We start from the raw sequence: 15973 nt of genomic DNA on the forward strand, positions 1-15973 counted from the left end.
TGAGCAGAAAGGCGCCTCCGGGCGCCTTTGTCGTAAAAGCTAATGTGTTAGTATCCTAGCCTTCACTTTAGTGCAGTTTCAGAGACAAATGAGCGTCGACTCCCTCCCAGGCATCTTCCAGCTGGACCGTACGCGCAACGCGACCGTTCAGGTATTCGAGCATCTCCGAGAATTGATCGTGACGCTGGCCATCAAGCCGGGCACCGTGCTGCCCAGGGGGCAACTGGCCGACTACTTCAACCTGTCCCTGACGCCGATACGCGAGGCGCTGGCGAGGCTGGAGGAGGAGCGCCTGGTCGACATCTATCCGCAGCACCAGACCCGCGTCGGCAGCATCGACCTGGCGTCCGCGCGGCAGGCGCACTTTTTCCGGCTGTCGGTGGAGCTGGAGATCGCCCATGTGCTGGCGGAGCGAGCCAATCCCGCGCTGGCCAAGCGGCTGCTGGACATCCTGGGCCGCCAGCGCGCCTGCCTCGACTCGGGCGACCTGGAAAATTTCACGCGGGTGGACCTCGAGTTCCACCAGACCATGTACAACGAAGTGCAGTTGCCGGCATTGTGGACCATGATGCGCAGCAGCAGCGGCAACCTGGACCGCCTGCGCCGCCTGCATCTGCCCGTGAACGGCAAGGCGCAATCCATACTCGAACAGCACACCCAGATCGCGCTATGCATCGGCGAGGGCGACGCCGTCAAGGCGCAGGCCTGCGTGCGCAGGCATTTGTCCGGCACGCTGGTGGTGCTGAACGCGCTCAAGGACAAGTATCCGGACAACGTGCTGCCGGAGGACTACACGCCGGTGGCGTTCCCGGCCTGACGATCGGAGGGGAACGATGGGCAAGCGGCTGTTGATCGAAGGGCGGGTGCAGGGCGTCGGCTACCGCGCCTCCTTCGCCGAAGAGGCGGTGGCCCTGGGGCTCCAGGGCTGGGTGCGCAATCGCCGCGATGGTTCGGTGGAAGCCGTCGTTGACGGCGACGCGGCCGCGATCGAGGCCGTCATCGTGTGGGCCAGGCGCGGCCCGCCGGCTTCCCGCGTGTCCCATGTCACCGTCGAAGAGGCGGCCGCGCAGGCGGCCGGGGACGGGACGTTCAACATTCTGCCCACGGCGTAGGTACCCGCGGGACATCAGCCACACGCCGGGCGCGGCGTTCCAGCCGTACCACACGATAGGCTTCGTGCTGTTCCGAGGCGCTTCCGGCGCGCGTGCCACCAGCGCGGGAGCTCATGGCTTTTCGTAGAATTCAGCCTCCACGATGGACAGCACGCCCGTCGGCGTCTGGTTCGCGCCGGTGTCGGCGATTGCCTGGTTGGCCACCTCGGTCAGCTGGATCGCGTTGCTCTCGTCGGCGACGCCGTTGAGCGCGATCCGCACGGTCCTGCCCGAGGCGCGCTTCAGCGGCAGCGTCACATAGCCCAGGCTCTTCGGCGTCTTGCCGTCGTAGACCAGCTTTTCGTCGACGTACACGCGCAGCGGGTAGCCGCGCTCGCGCCAGCCGGACAGCTTCAGCACCAACTCGCTCAGCGTCGCCTTGCGCGCCAGCCTGTACGTGATGGACGGCGCGCCTTCGCCCGGCTTGCTGGCCCACTTGGTGGTCTCGTCGTCGTCGATCGTGTTGCCCGCGTCCGCGCCGTTGCTGGCCGCTTCGACCGAGGCGACCTTCACCGGAACGCGGCTGGCCTTGAACGACGGCGTGGCCGGCGTCGGGCCGCGCGCCAGGCTGGAAGGCAGGCCGTCGCCGGGTAGCTGCGCCGACAGTCCGCCCCGCACGTCGACCGGCTTCGATTCCAGCGTCAACTCGGCGGGCGGCAGGCCCTCGGCGCGCGCGCGCACCACGATCCTGCCGGCCTGCGTCGCGCTGCGTATCAGCACGCGGTTGACGCCGCCCTCGACCGGCAGCGAGCGCGCCAGGATATGGTTGTTCGGCCCCTGCGCGATGCCGCCGCGCCACTCGGCCGGACCCTCGACATCGAAGTCCACGGTGTCGAGCGCGAGCGGATTGCGCCGTCCCTTCGCGTCCACCACCTCCACCTGCACCAGGGCCAGGTCGGCGCCGTCGGCCTGGAAGCCCTTGGGCGAGACGATGGGTGTCAGCAGCAGCCGGGCCGGCGCGCCCGCCGTCGCCAGCACCGCCTCGCACACGCGCCTGCCCCCGGCGTCGTAGCCCACCGCCTTCAACTCGCCCGGCCGCCACGCCACGCCGTCGAAGGTGAACAGGAAGCGCTCGCTCTGGCGGCCCTTGCCCAGCTTCTTGCCGTTCAGGTAGAGCTCCACGCGCTCGGCGCTGGAGACCACGGTCACCGGCTTGACCGTGCCCGCCTCGTAATTCCAGTGGCCGAGGATGCGCGCGCGCGGCCGCTCGACGTCCACCCAGCCGTCCCACATGACCTGGTGCGCGTGGTAGCCGTCCTTCAGGATGCGCATGGCGTCCACCTCGCCGCTGCGGCGGTAGTTCTCGGCGCCGCGGTGGTGGGTGTTGCTGTCCGAGAAAATGATGTTGACGCCGCCGCTGGACACGCGCGCCCCGGTGCCGGGACGCTGCTCCCAGTAGTCGTACCAGCGCTTCACGTTCTCGATCGCGTGCGAGTCCATATTGTGGTTGTAGGCCTTCGCGCTCTGGCCCTTGTGCGGGGGGCCGTCGCCGTTGCGGTGGAAGGGCGGCGTCAGCTCGTCCCAGAACTTGCGCGCGCCCTCGTCGCGCGAGTACTCCATCGCCCACATCGGCATGCGCGCGCTCTTGTTTATGTACAGCATCTCGCCGCCGTATTCGGCCGTCTCCTGCAGCCTGGAGCTGAGCATCTCGCGGCTGCCGGCCGCGCGTCCGCCGTGCGGGTCGAACTGGTCGCGCAGCGCCTTCATCTCGCGCATGTGCTCCTCGCTGACGCCGCGGTTGCCACTCTCGTAGAACACGATGCTGGGGCTGTTGCGGTTGTAGACGATGGCGTCGCGCATGGCCTCGATGCGCTGGGTCCAGCGCCGGCCCGTCGCGTCGGCCTCGGAGTCCCCGGCCGGCATGGCCTGCATCATGCCCACGCGGTCCAGCGATTCCACGTCCTGCCTCCACGGCGTGATGTGCATCCAGCGTATCAGGTTGGCGTTGCCGGCCACGGCCAGGCCGTTGCTGTAGTCGCTCAGCCAGGCCGGCACGGACATGCCGACCGCCGGCCACTCGTTGGAGGTGCGCTGGGCGTAGCCCTTCATCTGGATCACGCGGTCGTTCAGCTTGACCATGCCGTCGCCGAACGCGGTCTTGCGGAAGCCGGTGCGGGTGGTCACGCTGTCCACGTCGGCGCCGTCCACCCTCAGCGTGGTCACCACGTCGTACAGGTAGCCGTAGCCCCAGCTCCAGAAGCGCAGGCCCTCGACGGGCGCGCTGGCCTTGACGGTGGCGGTGGCGCCGGCGGCGACGGTTTGCGGCGGCGAGGAGAAGCGCGCCACCTCCTTGCCGTCGCGGTCCCTGAGCCGCACCTCGTAGGTGAAGGTGCGCGCCTCGGGGTGCTCGTTGCGCACTTCCGATTCGGCCGCGATGGTGGCGCGCTGGCGCGGGATGTCGAAGTCGCGCGCGTACACGTAGACGCCGGTGGTGCCCAGCGTGGAATACAGGGGCAGGGTCTGGTACAGCCGGTCCGTCACGTGCAGGCGCACGTTCTTGGGCAGGCCGCCGTAGTTGGCGTTGAAGTTCCTGTCCGCCCATTGATAGCGCTGGTTGGTGGCCTTTTCGCGGTAGTCCCAGCTGTTATCGGTGCGCACAGCGATCACGTTCTCGCCGGGCGCGAGCGCGCCGGTGATGTCGAAGCCGAAGGCGTTGATGCCGTTTTCATGCAGGCCCAGTCGCTTGCCGTTGACGAACACCTCGGCCGCTTGGCGCGCGCCTTCGAACTCGATGAACACCTTCCGGCCGGCGGCCGAAGCGGGCAGGGTGAAGCGCTTGCGGTACCAGGCCACGCCGGTGGCGTGGTCCACGATGTCCTTGCTGAAGGCGTCGTCCTCGTTCCAGGCGCGAGGCAGCGTCACCGGCTTCCACGCGCTGTCGTCGAACGCCGGCTGGCCGGCCTCGGCCGGATCGGCGACCGCGAGCCTCCAGCCGGGATTGAAGTTGTACGACAGGCGCTCGGCGTGCGCCGGCAGCACCATGCCCGCCGCGACCAGCGCGAGCGCCAGCCGGGAGTTGAGGGGGAGACGCGGTTTCATCGGGTTCGGTTCCAGGTTAATGCTGAGCTAAAATATTAGCATGTCAAATCGCCCGGATGCGGACGCCGCCGCTCAGAGGCATGACTATTTGCCCCCGGCGCTTCGTGCTAGCATCGAGGACCTCAATCATGGAGAGCAGAGCTGGTGAGAACCGCGACCGTCATAGGGCTGACCACCGACAGGCGGCCGATCCGCGCCTACGCGGACGGCGGCCATTCCGACTACCGCACGGACAAGACCCGTGTGCTGCTGCTGGGTCCCGAGGGCTGGGACGCCGCGCCGCTGCTGGCGTGGTTCGACACCGCCGCCGGCCTGCGCGAGCGCATCGCGCTTTCGGCCGTCGCCGATCCCGCTCCGCTGGCCAGCTATCCGCCGCAGGGCGAGGCCTACGCCGCCGCGCCGGAGGCGCATTGCCTGTGGCGCTGGATCGGCCTGCAGGCGCCGGACCTCGTGGTGGCGGTGCGAACCGGTGCGCGCGATGACGGCCTGGCGGCGCGGCTGCCGCATGCCGCCGCGGCGGGCGTGGGTGCGATACCCGTGGTCGCCGTGGCCGCGCTGAACGCGGAAACCCTGGCGCCGTTGCTGGCGGAATGGCGCGGCGGCCATTCCCCCGCGCGCGCGGAGATGTGGCGCCGCCTGGCGCGCGAGCCGCACGAGATCGCGCGCCTGCTCAGCGCCAAATACGCGACCGCGCTCGAGCAGCCGGTCTACATTCCCGCCATGGCGCTGCTCTGCCGTCTCCGGCTGGGCGACACCGCGGCGGTCGAAGCCATCGTCGCGCCCTACGTGGACGGGCGCAAAAGCGCGCTGGCCAATCTCACCAGCAGCCACTTCGCCGGCCACCTGCTGTTCGGCGCGCTGGCGCGGGCGACCGGCAAGCGGGCCTACCTGGACCTGGCGCGGGCGGCGGCCGATCTGGCCTTCGACAACGGCGAGCCGCTGGAGGCCATGCCGCTGCACGACGAGATGAGCGACTCGCTGTTCCTGGTCTGCCCGCTGCTGGCGCAGGTCGGCGCGCTGACCGGGGAGCGCCGCTACGCCGACATGTGCGTGCGCCACATGCGCCACATGCGGCGCCTGACGCTGCGCGCCGACGCGCTCCACCGCCACTCGCCGCTGTCCGACACCGCCTGGGGGCGCGGCAACGGCTTCGCGGCGCTGGGCCTGCTGTTCAGCCTCGAATACCTGCCGCGCGGGCACGAGGCCTGGCCCGCCGTGCTGAAGGACTTCCAGGCGCACATGGCGGCGCTGCTCGCGCACCAGGACGCGTCGGGCATGTGGCGGCAGGTGATCGACCTGCCGGGCAGCTTCCCGGAATTGAGCGCCACCTGCATGATCGCGGCGGCGCTGGCGCGCGGCGTGCGGCGCGGATGGCTGCCGTCCGGGGCGCACGGGGACGCGCTGGCGCGCGCCTGGTACGGCATCCGCATGCGCGTTTCGGCCGAGGGGGAACTGGTGGATGTCTGCGCCGGCACCGGCAAGCAAACCAGCCTGCAAGCCTATATCGGCCGCCCGGCGCTGCTGGGCGCGGACCCGCGCGGCGGCGCGATGGCGCTGCTCGCCGCCACGGAACTGATGGGGGTGGAAAAAGAGGGCGAAAAAGGGGTCAGGTTCGGTATTTTTTAATACCGAACCTGACCCCTTTTTCGGAACAAAAAAAAGCCCGCTACTGAGAGCGGGCTAAATCCAATTCTTTTGAAGAGTTGGAGGAGACAAGTGCAATTATGCTGTGTTTCTGCGTTCCGATCCAATTTTTTATTGCGATAGCTGATATTCCCTACGCGAATATCAGATGATTTGTCCTTGACGGCTGATTAACTTCAGCCGGCCACGGGCGGCCCTCACTGGCACAGCGATTTCGTGTCCAGCGCCGGCAAGGCCGGGGAGGGTACGGCCAGCGCGATGCCGCGCTGTTTCGCTACCCGGTCGATGACGCCGCCGCCGCCCGGCTCCGCGTACGCCGGATCGGCCTGCGCCTGGGCCAGCGTCACGTAGCGCGCGCCCGCCGTGCCGAGCCGGGACATGACCTCCGGCAGCGTCTCCGCGCTCCAGCCGCCCATGTGCGTGAGCAGCACCTGGGGAATGACGCGGCCGAACACCCGTTTCGAATCGGCCTTCATGCGGGCGATCTCACTATCGACGCGGGCGTAGTAGTGCGCCTTCATGGCCGCGATCGCGGCGGTGTCGCCCTTGGCGGCGCAGCGCGCGTAGGCGTCCGTGTAGTCCCAGTCGCTGAACGACAGGCTGACATCGGCGATGCGATAGCCGCGTTCCTTCAGGTAGGCGAAGGCCTCTGTTTTGCGGCCCTCGCCGACGTTGAGGTAGGGGAAGCGCAGGTAGCGCCAGTCCGCGCCCGCCATGCGGGACGTGACGGCCGGCTCGCCCGCCGCCACGTCGGCCTTCCATGCCTCCATCGACGGAGCCCGCTCCAGGCTCATGTGGGTGTAGGTGTGGTTGGCCAGCGGGTAGCCGGCCTTGCGCCAGGCGTCGAGGGCCGCGCCGCCGTCCGGCGCGTTATTCAGCTTGACGGCGTTGACGAAACCGTAGGCCTCGGCCACGCCGTGCGCCTTCAGCGTCCTCACGTGCGATTCGGCGATCCCCGGCCAGGTCATCCCCGGCGGCAGCTTGCCGTGCGCGGGCAGGTCGTCGATGGTGAAGGCCACGTCGAAGGGCTCGGCCGGACGCTGCGAGCGGAACGGCATCGCCGGCAGGCCCGCCCGGTTGACCAGGTTGGGCTGGGCCGCCTCGTCCCAGCCGAAGCGCACCGCCACCGGCGCCGCCACCTTCGGGCTGGTGACGACCACCTTGCCGTCCCTGATTTCGGCCGTGCCGGCGTGATAGCGGCCGTCCGCGCCGGCGATGTCGAACCAGCCCAGGGGCTTGCCGTCGCGCGCGGCCAGGCCATCGGCGTGGTCGAAGCTCAGCACGGCCCGCGCGCCGTCCACCGCGAGCGCGCGGAACACCGGCCCGGACGCCACGATTTCGGCGCGTCCATAGGTCCTGGCCAGCGCCAGGTTGGCCAGCCGCAGGCCGATCGACTTCTTGTCGCGTGGATGGATGTCGGCCAGGTCGTCGGTCAGGTCGTTGGTGCCTATCATGCCGGTGCCGGGGATGCGTAGCGCGTCGGCCTGGGCCTCCCACATGCGCGGCAGCGTTTGCGGATCGATCACGGTGGCGCGCCGCACGGTGTGGTACAGGTGCGGCGCCAGCTGCGTGTAATAGAAGGGGAATTCGATGCCCCAGTGCCGGCGCCATTCGCCGACCAGCGCCTCCATCTTGCCGACGTAGAGGCCCGCGTCCTCGCCGTCTGCGACGTTGGATTCGCCCTGGTACCACAGCACGCCCTTGATGGCGGAGGGCGCCAGGCCGGCGACCATGCCGTTGAACAGGACCGCGTCCTGGCCGGAGCCCGGCGTCCAGGGCTCGATGCGGGTGCCGCCCCAGCTGGCGTCTATCATGCCCACCGGCGTTTTCAGTTCCTGGTGCAGGCGCCGCCCGAAGAAATACGCGGCCGCCGAGAACTTGATCGCCTCGATGGACGCGGGCGAGCAGCGCTCCCACTTGCCCTCCACGTCCGCGCCGGGCTGGCTGGACTTTTTGCGCGCCACCTTGAACAGGCGGAGTTCAGGGTGGCTGGCGGCGGCGATCTCCTCCTGGGCGTTGAAGGTGGGCAGCTGTCCCTGGCGCTCGCCGAGCGGCTTTTCCATGTTGGACTGGCCCGCGCCCAGCCACACCTCGCCCACCAGCACGTCCTGGATCACGATCTCGTTGGCCTTGCCGCGCACGGAGACCGAGGTGGCGGCCGGCTGGCCCTTGCTCAGGTCCAGGTCCACCCGCCAGCGCCCGTCGGCGCCGGCGCGCGCGCGCTTGTTCTGCGCGCCGAAGCGCACGTTGACCTCTTCCCCGGGATCGGCCCAGCCCCAGACGGGAACGCGCTCCCCGCGCTGCAGCACCGCGTGGTCGGACAGCACGGCGGGCAGCCGCACCGCGGCGTGAACCACCGAAGAGAGCGACAGGAGGACGAGGAGCGGCAGCAGGGGCAGGGCGGTTCGTGGCATGGCGGTCCGGGCGGTGTGATGAAATGGCCGGCGGCGGGGCGCCGCGAGTCCATCGATTATCCGGATCGCCCCGCGCATGTCCAGCCGCCCGGGGCGCGATACGGCGATTACTCAGCAGGTTGATCGGCCTTGCGTTCGACGATCACATAATGCTTCTTCACGGGTTCGAGCACTTCGAACACGCCCCGGAAGCCGGCCGGAATGACCAGCGCCGATCCCGGCCCGGCTTCGACGGCGTGGCCGTCGTCGTCGATCAGCCGGCAGCGGCCCTCGGTGACGAAGAAGAATTCATCCTTGTTGGGCGCGAACGCGATGCGCCAACTGCCGACCTCGCAGGCCCACACGCCCGCGTGCACCTCGCCGCTATGGTTGGTGAAGTGGTTCCACGTGGTGCGGCGCGGATTGCCGTCCAGGCGGCGCTCCTCGCGCGGATGGTCGTATTCGGGCGTCGGCGCCCGGGCGCTGAAATCGGTAATGGCTGGCATGACGGAATTGGCGGATTGAAAACCCGGCGATTGTACCCCGCCCGATTCAGTCCAGCGGGATCACCCGGTCGCCATCACCGGGCACGCAGCCGGACGCGATGGGCGTCCAGCCGCGGTGCACCACGACCCGCTTGTCGTCGTGGCAGATCTCGACCCGCTCGGCGCCGGGCACGCGCCCGCGGATGAAGCCCTCGATGGACGAGGGCAGACTGACGCGCAGCTTCATCCCGGCGCGGTCCGGCGCCGGATGGTCGTCGAGGTGCAGCAATGGCATGAACAGGGGCGCCAGCATCAGCAGGCGCGAGCCGACATCGACCGGCTCCGGCGCGTAACCCTCGGCGCGTAGCCAGTCCTGGGCGCGCCCGCGCAGGCCGGCGCCGTCCTCCAGGCCGCCCCACGCCACGGCCAGCAGCTCCACCAGCCACTGGTTGCAGTTCTGATAATCCAGGCCGTAGGCGTAGGCGTTGGCGCTGTATCGGCCAGCCAGCAGGCGCAGCACGCGCGGCGTGTCGAGCAGGGCGCTCCGCAGCGGCGCCACCGCGCCGGCCGGGACGCGCACCAGCGAGATGTAGCCCAGCGCGGGATCGTCCGTGCCCATGGCGAAGCCGGCCAGGCCCTGGTCGAAGATGCGTGGACGGCCCTCGTCGCATGCGTAGTACAGCTGGCGCGCGGCCCAGGCGCCGTTGTCGGCGCGCCAGGCCAGCGCGGCGTGCGAATAGCGGATGCCGAAGCGAGACAGGTCCAGGCCGGAACGGCTCACCAGCGCGAGGCCGCCATCGCTGGCGGCCAGTTCCTCGCGCACCACGGCGGCGAAACGCAGCAGCTTGTCCTGTTCGACGGCGCTCAACTCGGGGGAAATGTCGCAGAAGCGCGACGATCCGGGGTTGCCGGACGCGGAGGCGTTCGATGCGCCGGCCGTCGTGCTGGCGGCCGCGCCGCCGGCCGCGCACGCAATCGCGCAGGCCGCCGCGCAGGCGGCGAACGCCGGCGCGCGGACGCGGACACGGCGGCGTGGCGTCAAGTGCCGAGCGGGCGCGCGGCCAGCTCGCCGTACCACTCGTCGGCCAGCACCAGGTAGAAGGCCTTGCGCGTGTCGTTGCGGGCGAACTCGATGCCGTACACGCGGTTCTGCGCATACACCATGTCGCCCTTGTCCAGCCGCTGCTGGTCGAAGGTGGTCTGCGGCAGGTCGAGCACGATGCGCATTTGCGGCTCGTCGCCCTGCATGGTCACGCGGGCCATGCCGGCGCGGCCCGGGGTCTGGGCGATGTCGATGATGTGGTAGGCGCCGTCGGCGGTCTTGTTGCCGCCGGTCGAACTGTTGCTGGAACCGCTCAGCGAGTCGGACACGCTGCCGCTGGAGGCGGAACCGGCGCTGGAGGCGGAGGAGGTGGAGCTGCCGGCCTGCGCGTTCAGGCACAGGGCCAGCGCGGCGGCGATACTGGCGAGGCGAAGTGGGGATGGAATATGCACAACGGATCCTTGGAATGCGGTTACATGGCTGAGCCGACATGATAACGCATGACCGTGCGGTTTCGGGTAGCATGGCTCTTCTTTCCACTCACACCACACCGCCATGATCGAACTGCACCACCTGAACGCGTCCCGTTCCCGCCGCATCACCTGGCTGCTCGAAGAGCTGGGCCTGGAATACAAGCTGTTTCAATACGAGCGCGACGCCAAGACGCACCTGGCGCCGCCCGAGCTGGCGCAAATCCACCCGCTGGGCAAGGCGCCCGTGCTGCGCGACGACGGCCAGGTGCTGATCGAGTCCGGCGCCATCGTCGAATACCTGGTGCGCAAGTACGGGAACGGCCGCTTCGCCCCGGCGCCGGACACGCCGGACTACAACCGCTACATCCAGTTCCTGCACTACGCCGAGGGTTCGGCCATGCTGCCGCTGATGCTCAAGCTGTACACCGGCCGCCTGGGCGAGGGCGGCGCGCCGCTGCAGCCGCGCATCGAGAGCGAACTGAAAAACCACCTGGGCTACCTGGACCGGGAACTGGAAGGCCGCGAGTACTTCGTCGGCGACGAACTCACCGGCGCGGACGTGCAGCTGTCGTTCGTGGCGCAGATGGCCCTGCGCTTCGCCGGCCGCGAGGCCTATCCCAACCTCACCGCCTTCGCCGACCGCATCGAGGCGCGTCCCGCCTATCGGAAGGCCATCGCCGCGCACGGCGCGTGAGCGGCGCGCGGATTTGCTAAACTGCGTCCTTTTTGCTTCAAGGACCACCATGGCGGTACCAACCGAACTGCGCGCCCGCGCGCTGCAATGCCTGCTCGAACGCGACCCGGCCGCCAAGGCGGCCGCGGTCGCGGCGATGGCCGCGGCGGACCTGGCGGGCGAGCGCACGCTGGACGCGGACGCCGCGTTGGCGACCCCGCCCGGCATCCCCGGCCGCCCGGAGCGCCCCGAACTTGTGCCGCCGCTGAAGGTGGGGCGCCGCTCCATGGCGACCGTGGAGGGGCGCGCCATGCTGATCCATGCGCTGGCCCACATCGAGTTCAACGCCGTCAACCTGGCACTGGACGCGCTGTGGCGCTTCCCCGGCATGCCGGAGCGGTATTACACCGACTGGCTGCGCGTGGCGAAGGAGGAGGCCACGCACTTCTCCATGCTGTCGGCCCACCTGCAGACCCTGGGCTACGCCTATGGCGACTTCCCGGCCCACGACAGCCTGTGGGAAATGGTCGCCAAGACCTGCGACGACGCGATGGCGCGCATGGCCCTGGTGCCGCGCACGCTGGAGGCGCGCGGCCTGGACGCGATCCCGCCGCTGCGCGCCAAGCTGGCGCAGGCGGGCGACCTGGAGGCGGCCAACATCCTGGACATCATCCTGCGCGACGAGATCGGCCACGTTGAAATCGGCAACCGCTGGTACGGCCACCTGTGCGCGCAACGCGGCCTGGAGCCGCGCGCGACCTACGCCGAGCTGGCGCTGCGCTACAAGGCGCCGCCGCTGCGCGGCCCCTTCAACATCGAGGCGCGCCGCCAGGCCGGCTTCACCGAGGGGGAGTTGGACGCGCTGTCCTGAGCTGCGCGTGGGAAGACCGACAGCCTAGACCAGCAGCCGGTAGCCGACGCCGGTCTCGGTGACGATATGCGCGGGCCGCGCCGGGTCGAGCTCGAGCTTCTGGCGCAGGTGGCCCATGTAGATGCGCAGGTAGTGGCTGCGCTCGGAATGGCCGTCGCCCCACACGGCGCGCAGCAAATAGGCATGGGTCAGCACCTTGCCCGGGTTGGCCGCCAGCTCGGACAGCAGCTTGAATTCGATGGGCGTGAGGTGCACCGGCTCGCCGGCCCGGGTGACGCGGCGCTGCTGGAAGTCGACGCCGATGTCGCCGAAGAGGAAGGGCCGCGCCTCCGCCTCCGCCTCCAGCTTGGCGGCGGGGCGCTTGCGCAGATGGACGCGCATGCGCGCCATCAGTTCCGAATTGCCGAAGGGCTTGGTCAGGTAGTCGTCGGCGCCCGCGTCCAGCGCGCGCACCTTCTGCGCCTCGTCGCTGCGCGCGGACAGGATCACGATGGGCACGTCGGTCCAGGCGCGCAGTTGGCGCACCACGTCGACGCCGTCCATGTCCGGCAGGCCCAGGTCCAGGATCACCAGCCCGGGGCGGACCCGTTCCGCCTCGGCCAGGCCGCGCGCGCCGGTCGGCGCCTCCGTCACGGTCAGGCCCTCGGCCTCGAAGGTCATGCGCAGGAAGCGCCGGATCTGCGTTTCGTCCTCGATCAGGAGGATATGGATGGGTGGCAGCCGCATGCTATTCCAGCTCCCCGCCGCACGGCGGCACGCCCAGCGGCAGCGTGAATTCGAAGCGCGCGCCGCCCTCGGGCCGGTTTTCCGCGTGTATCGTTCCGCCGTGCGCCTCGACGATGGCCTTGCAGATGGCCAGGCCCAGGCCAGCGCCGGCGCTCGCCGGTTCCGCCTCGCCGCGCGCGAACATGGCGAAAATGGCCTGTTCCATGCCTCCGGGGACGCCGGGGCCGCTGTCCTCGACCGCCACCGCGACACCGCCGCCGGCCAGCCGCGCGGAGATGGTGACGGGACCGCCAGGCGCGCCGTGCTTGGCGGCGTTGTCCAGCAGGTTGCAAAAGACCCGCTGCAGCAGCACCGCGTCGAACTCCACCAGCGGCAGCGTGGCCGGCAGCGCCACGCGCACCGGGTGGCCGGCCAGCGCGCCGGCGCACTCCGCCAGCGCGCCGCCCACGGCTTCCTCCAGCAGCTGCCACTGGCGGTTGAGTTTGACCGCGCCGGCCTGCAGCCTGGCCATGTCCAGCAGGTTGGTGACCAGCGCGTGCATGCGCCGGGCGGCGTCGTGGATGGCCAGGACCAGTTCCCGGCTGGTCTCAGGCGGCAGCGCGCGCCCCTCGGCGAGGGTGCTGGACAGGCCCACGATGGTGGTCAGCGGCGTGCGGATGTCGTGCGAAATGGCGCTCAGCAGGGAGTTGCGCAGGCGTTCCGATTCGATGGCCAGCGTCGCATCGCGCGCCACGTCGACATAGTGGACGCGCTCGATGGCCAGCGCGATCTGCGTCGCGCAGGTCTGCAGCAGGCGTTCCTGCCCGGGCGAGAGGTCCCGTCCCGGGTTCGCCGGCGCCAGCACCAGCACGCCGCGCGTGCGCATGGGCGCCCGCAGCGGCAGGTAGCGCACCCCGGCCGAGAGGGCGGCCCCCTCCTCGTAACCGGTGACGACCTCGCGCTCGTGGACGGTTTTCGCGATCATCATCATGGCGTCGGGCAGGCCGGCCGGCGCCAGCCGCCCTTGCTCGTCCGGGAACAGGATGTGGGCGCGGGCCTGGAACGTCGCGTTGAGGCGCCGCACGCCGATATCGCGTATCTCCTCGTTGCTCAGCGCGCCGGACAGCTCGCGCGACAGCTCGAACAGGGCGTTGGCGCGGGCCTCGCGCTGCAGCGCCACGCGCGCCTGGAAGCGCAAGCTGGCGGTCAGGTGGCTGATGATCAGCGAGACCGCCAGCATCATGGCGAATGTCAGCAGGTATTGCGGGTCGGCCACGCTCAGCGACAGGTAGGGCGGCACCAGGAAGACGTCGAAGGCCAGCACCGCCAGCACGGAGGCGAACACGCCCGGCGCGCGGCCGAAGCGCACGGTCACGAACACCACGGCCAACAGGTAGAGCAGGATCAGGTTGGCCGCGACCAGCGAACCGCGCAGCGGCAGGGCCAGCGCGGTGGTCAGCGCGCAGGCGGCGAAGGCCCAGGCGTGGCCGCCGGGCCTGGCCGTCGCGTCCAGGCTAGATTTCAATCTGGGTTCCCAGTTCGATCACGCGGTTGGTGGGAATCCGGTAGTACTCGGCCGCGTCCCGCGCGTTGCGCGACATGGTGGCGAACAGCGCGTCCCGCCACAGCGCCATGCCGCCGCCGCCCACCACGGGGATCACCGTCTGGCGCGCGATGAAGAAGGAGGTTTCCATCATTGCGAACTCCATGCCCTGTCCTTTGCTCAGCTCCAATGCCCGAAGTATGTCACGCTCGTCCTTGAAACCATAGTACACGTCGAGCTGGTGGCAGTTGTGCCCGAGGTCCGCGAGCCTGACACGCTCGGCCTCCGGCACGGCCGGGATGTCGCGGTTGAAGACGGTGAGGAAGACGATGCGCTCGTGCAGGATCTTGTTGTGCAGCAGATTGTGCAGCAGCGCGTGCGGCACGCCGTCGCCCTCGGCGCGGAAGAAGACGGCCGTGCCGGGAACCCGCAGCGGAGGGCTGGCGAACAGCGACTGCAGGAAGTCGCCCAGGGGAATCGCATGCTTTTTCAGATTGGCGAACAGGATGCCGCGTCCCTCGTGCCACGTCATCAGCACCGTCATCGCGATGGTGCCCAGCAGCAGGGGGAACCAGCCGCCGTGGGCGATCTTCAGCGTGTTGGCGAGGAAGAAGGCGAGGTCGATGGCCAGGAAGAAGCTGGTGGCCGCCCAGCACAGGAACAGGTTGTACTTCCACTGGTGGCGGATGACGAAGAACGTCAGGACGGTGGTGGTGACCATGGTGGTCGTCACCGCGATGCCGTACGCGGCCGCCAGGTCGGTCGACGAGCCGAAGCCCACCACCGCCGCCAGCACCACCAGCAGCTGGAGCCAGTTCACCAGCGGGATGTAGACCTGGCCGATCTCTCGCTCGGAGGTGTGGATCACCCGCATCCGGGGCAGGAAGCCGAGCGATATCGCGGACTGGGTGACGGAGAAGGTGGCCGAGATGGTGGCCTGCGAGGCGATCACCGTCGCCACCGTCGCCATCGCCACCAGCGGGTAGACGCTCCAGCTGCCCAGCTGGTGGTAGAAGGGGTTCGATACCGCCTCCGGGTTCGACATCAGCAGGGCGCCCTGGCCCAGGTAGTTCAGCGACAGCGCGGGGAACACCGCCACGAACCAGGCCAGCCGGATCGGGCGCTTGCCGAAGTGGCCCAGGTCCGCGTACAGCGCCTCGGCGCCGGTGAAGGCCAGGAAGATCGCGCCCAGCGCCGCGAAGCCCAGCCACCCGTTGTCCACCAGGAAGCGCAGCGCGTGCCGGGGATCGAGGGCGGCCAGGATGGACGGGTTGGCGGCGATGTTGACCACGCCCATCGCGCCCAGCGCGATGAACCACACCAGCACGACGGGCCCGAACCATTTGCCGATGCCCGCCGTGCCGTGGTGCTGCACCGTGTACAGCGCCACCAGCACCGCCACCGTGAGCGGGATGACGTAGGGCTGGAAGGCCGGCGTGGCCACTTCCAGGCCCTCGATGGCGGACAGCACGGAGATCGCCGGCGTGATCACGCCGTCGCCGAAGAACAGCGCGGTGCCGGCCAGGCCGACCAGCATCAGCGGATGGAACCAGCGCGATTCGCGCGTGACCGAGGACATGGCCAGCGCCATCAGCGCCATCACGCCACCCTCGCCGCGGTTGTCGGCGCGCAGTATCAGCGCCACGTACTTGAGGGAGACGATGATGGTCAGTCCCCACACGATCAGCGAAACCACGCCGAGCAGGTTGGCGTGGGTGAGCGCGATGCCGTGCTCCCTGGAGAACACTTCCTTCATGGTGTACAGCGGACTGGTGCCGATATCGCCGTAGACGATGCCGATGGCGGCCAGGCTCAGGGTGGCGAGCCTGGTGTTGGATGATGCCGATGTCATTGCTTTGCCCTTTTGTGAACGCCGAGAGCCGCAAGATATCGTTTTCGATATAAAAAAGTCGTAAAGAATGGCCGCGCCACCCGCGCGGACGCGGGCGGCGCG

13 protein-coding genes are annotated in these 15973 nt (G+C 69.4%); 5 read left to right on the top strand and 8 right to left on the bottom strand.

Translation table 11 applies throughout. The annotated features are described in order from the left end of the window. Nucleotides 1-88: 88 nt before the first annotated feature. On the top strand, nucleotides 89-817 hold the full coding sequence (locus BM436_RS27715) for a GntR family transcriptional regulator (RefSeq protein WP_093558855.1): 729 nt from the start codon (nucleotides 89-91) through the stop codon (nucleotides 815-817). Nucleotides 818-833: 16 nt separating this feature from the next. Further along, nucleotides 834-1112, top strand: coding sequence for an acylphosphatase (locus tag BM436_RS27720; RefSeq protein ID WP_093558857.1), 279 nt, complete (start codon nucleotides 834-836; stop codon nucleotides 1110-1112). A gap of 111 nt (nucleotides 1113-1223) precedes the next feature. Here the strand turns inward: BM436_RS27720 and BM436_RS27725 are convergent, their stop codons facing one another. Then, entirely contained in the window at nucleotides 1224-4190 is a 2967-nt protein-coding gene (locus BM436_RS27725; RefSeq protein ID WP_177307551.1) for a glycoside hydrolase family 2 protein, read from the bottom strand. Between the two features lie 144 nt (nucleotides 4191-4334). Here BM436_RS27725 and BM436_RS27730 point away from each other — a divergent pair, with 144 nt between their 5' ends. Further along, complete coding sequence (locus tag BM436_RS27730) at nucleotides 4335-5816, top strand: glycoside hydrolase family 88 protein (RefSeq protein WP_093558859.1); 1482 nt, start codon at nucleotides 4335-4337, stop codon at nucleotides 5814-5816. Nucleotides 5817-6031: 215 nt separating this feature from the next. On the opposite strand, the gene BM436_RS37585 is transcribed toward BM436_RS27730, so the two are convergent. The 4 genes from BM436_RS37585 to BM436_RS27750 all read right to left on the bottom strand — a co-directional run bounded on the left by BM436_RS37585 (nucleotide 6032) and on the right by BM436_RS27750 (nucleotide 10206). Beyond that, a complete protein-coding gene (locus BM436_RS37585) occupies nucleotides 6032-8248 on the bottom strand; it encodes a sialate O-acetylesterase (protein ID WP_218164942.1) in 2217 nt (738 codons plus the stop codon). A 107-nt stretch (nucleotides 8249-8355) separates the two neighbouring features. After that, entirely contained in the window at nucleotides 8356-8733 is a 378-nt protein-coding gene (locus BM436_RS27740) for a cupin domain-containing protein (protein WP_093558861.1), read from the bottom strand. A 46-nt stretch (nucleotides 8734-8779) separates the two neighbouring features. Beyond that, nucleotides 8780-9754 carry a DUF2145 domain-containing protein gene (locus BM436_RS27745; protein WP_093558863.1) on the bottom strand — a complete coding sequence of 325 codons (975 nt, stop codon included), beginning with the start codon at nucleotides 9752-9754 and terminating at the stop codon, nucleotides 8780-8782. Continuing rightward, nucleotides 9751-10206, bottom strand: a complete 456-nt coding sequence (locus tag BM436_RS27750; protein WP_093558865.1) for a hypothetical protein — start codon at nucleotides 10204-10206, stop codon at nucleotides 9751-9753. Before BM436_RS27750 ends, BM436_RS27745 begins: the two co-directional genes overlap by 4 nt. Nucleotides 10207-10309: 103 nt before the next feature. Between BM436_RS27750 and BM436_RS27755 the strand changes: the two genes are divergently transcribed. Further along, nucleotides 10310-10921, top strand: coding sequence for a glutathione S-transferase family protein (locus BM436_RS27755; protein WP_093558867.1), 612 nt, complete (start codon nucleotides 10310-10312; stop codon nucleotides 10919-10921). Nucleotides 10922-10970: 49 nt separating this feature from the next. Further along, nucleotides 10971-11771: a ferritin-like domain-containing protein gene (locus BM436_RS27760; protein ID WP_093558869.1), complete on the top strand. Its 801-nt coding sequence runs from the start codon at nucleotides 10971-10973 to the stop codon at nucleotides 11769-11771. Nucleotides 11772-11795: 24 nt separating this feature from the next. Here the strand turns inward: BM436_RS27760 and BM436_RS27765 are convergent, their stop codons facing one another. From BM436_RS27765 to BM436_RS27775, 3 genes are read right to left on the bottom strand one after another with little or no spacing between them, the layout of a single operon-like run. After that, the gene (locus BM436_RS27765; RefSeq protein WP_093558871.1) at nucleotides 11796-12497 is read right to left on the bottom strand and encodes a response regulator; all 702 of its coding nucleotides are present in this window, start codon (nucleotides 12495-12497) and stop codon (nucleotides 11796-11798) included. A gap of 1 nt (nucleotide 12498) precedes the next feature. Next, nucleotides 12499-14001 (bottom strand): DUF4118 domain-containing protein, encoded by a 1503-nt coding sequence (locus BM436_RS27770; protein ID WP_093558873.1) that lies wholly within the window; start codon nucleotides 13999-14001, stop codon nucleotides 12499-12501. Beyond that, nucleotides 13991-15871 carry a potassium transporter Kup gene (locus tag BM436_RS27775; RefSeq protein WP_093558875.1) on the bottom strand — a complete coding sequence of 627 codons (1881 nt, stop codon included), beginning with the start codon at nucleotides 15869-15871 and terminating at the stop codon, nucleotides 13991-13993. Before BM436_RS27775 ends, BM436_RS27770 begins: the two co-directional genes overlap by 11 nt. Between the last annotated feature and the right edge of the window lie 102 nt (nucleotides 15872-15973).

It is taken from the genome of Pseudoduganella namucuonensis, from assembly GCF_900116645.1.
Lineage (GTDB): Bacteria > Pseudomonadota > Gammaproteobacteria > Burkholderiales > Burkholderiaceae_D > Rugamonas > Rugamonas namucuonensis.

Excerpts from the sequence above, each read along its gene's own strand:
- BM436_RS27715 (WP_093558855.1), top strand. The coding sequence starts at position 89 with ATGAGCGTCGACTCCCTCCCAGGCATCTTCCAGCTGGACCGTACGCGC.
- BM436_RS27720 (WP_093558857.1), top strand. The coding sequence starts at position 834 with ATGGGCAAGCGGCTGTTGATCGAAGGGCGGGTGCAGGGCGTCGGCTAC.
- BM436_RS27725 (WP_177307551.1), bottom strand. The coding sequence starts at position 4,190 with ATGAAACCGCGTCTCCCCCTCAACTCCCGGCTGGCGCTCGCGCTGGTC.
- BM436_RS37585 (WP_218164942.1), bottom strand. The coding sequence starts at position 8,248 with ATGCCACGAACCGCCCTGCCCCTGCTGCCGCTCCTCGTCCTCCTGTCG.
- BM436_RS27740 (WP_093558861.1), bottom strand. The coding sequence starts at position 8,733 with ATGCCAGCCATTACCGATTTCAGCGCCCGGGCGCCGACGCCCGAATAC.
- BM436_RS27755 (WP_093558867.1), top strand. The coding sequence starts at position 10,310 with ATGATCGAACTGCACCACCTGAACGCGTCCCGTTCCCGCCGCATCACC.
- BM436_RS27760 (WP_093558869.1), top strand. The coding sequence starts at position 10,971 with ATGGCGGTACCAACCGAACTGCGCGCCCGCGCGCTGCAATGCCTGCTC.
- BM436_RS27765 (WP_093558871.1), bottom strand. The coding sequence starts at position 12,497 with ATGCGGCTGCCACCCATCCATATCCTCCTGATCGAGGACGAAACGCAG.
- BM436_RS27775 (WP_093558875.1), bottom strand. The coding sequence starts at position 15,871 with ATGACATCGGCATCATCCAACACCAGGCTCGCCACCCTGAGCCTGGCC.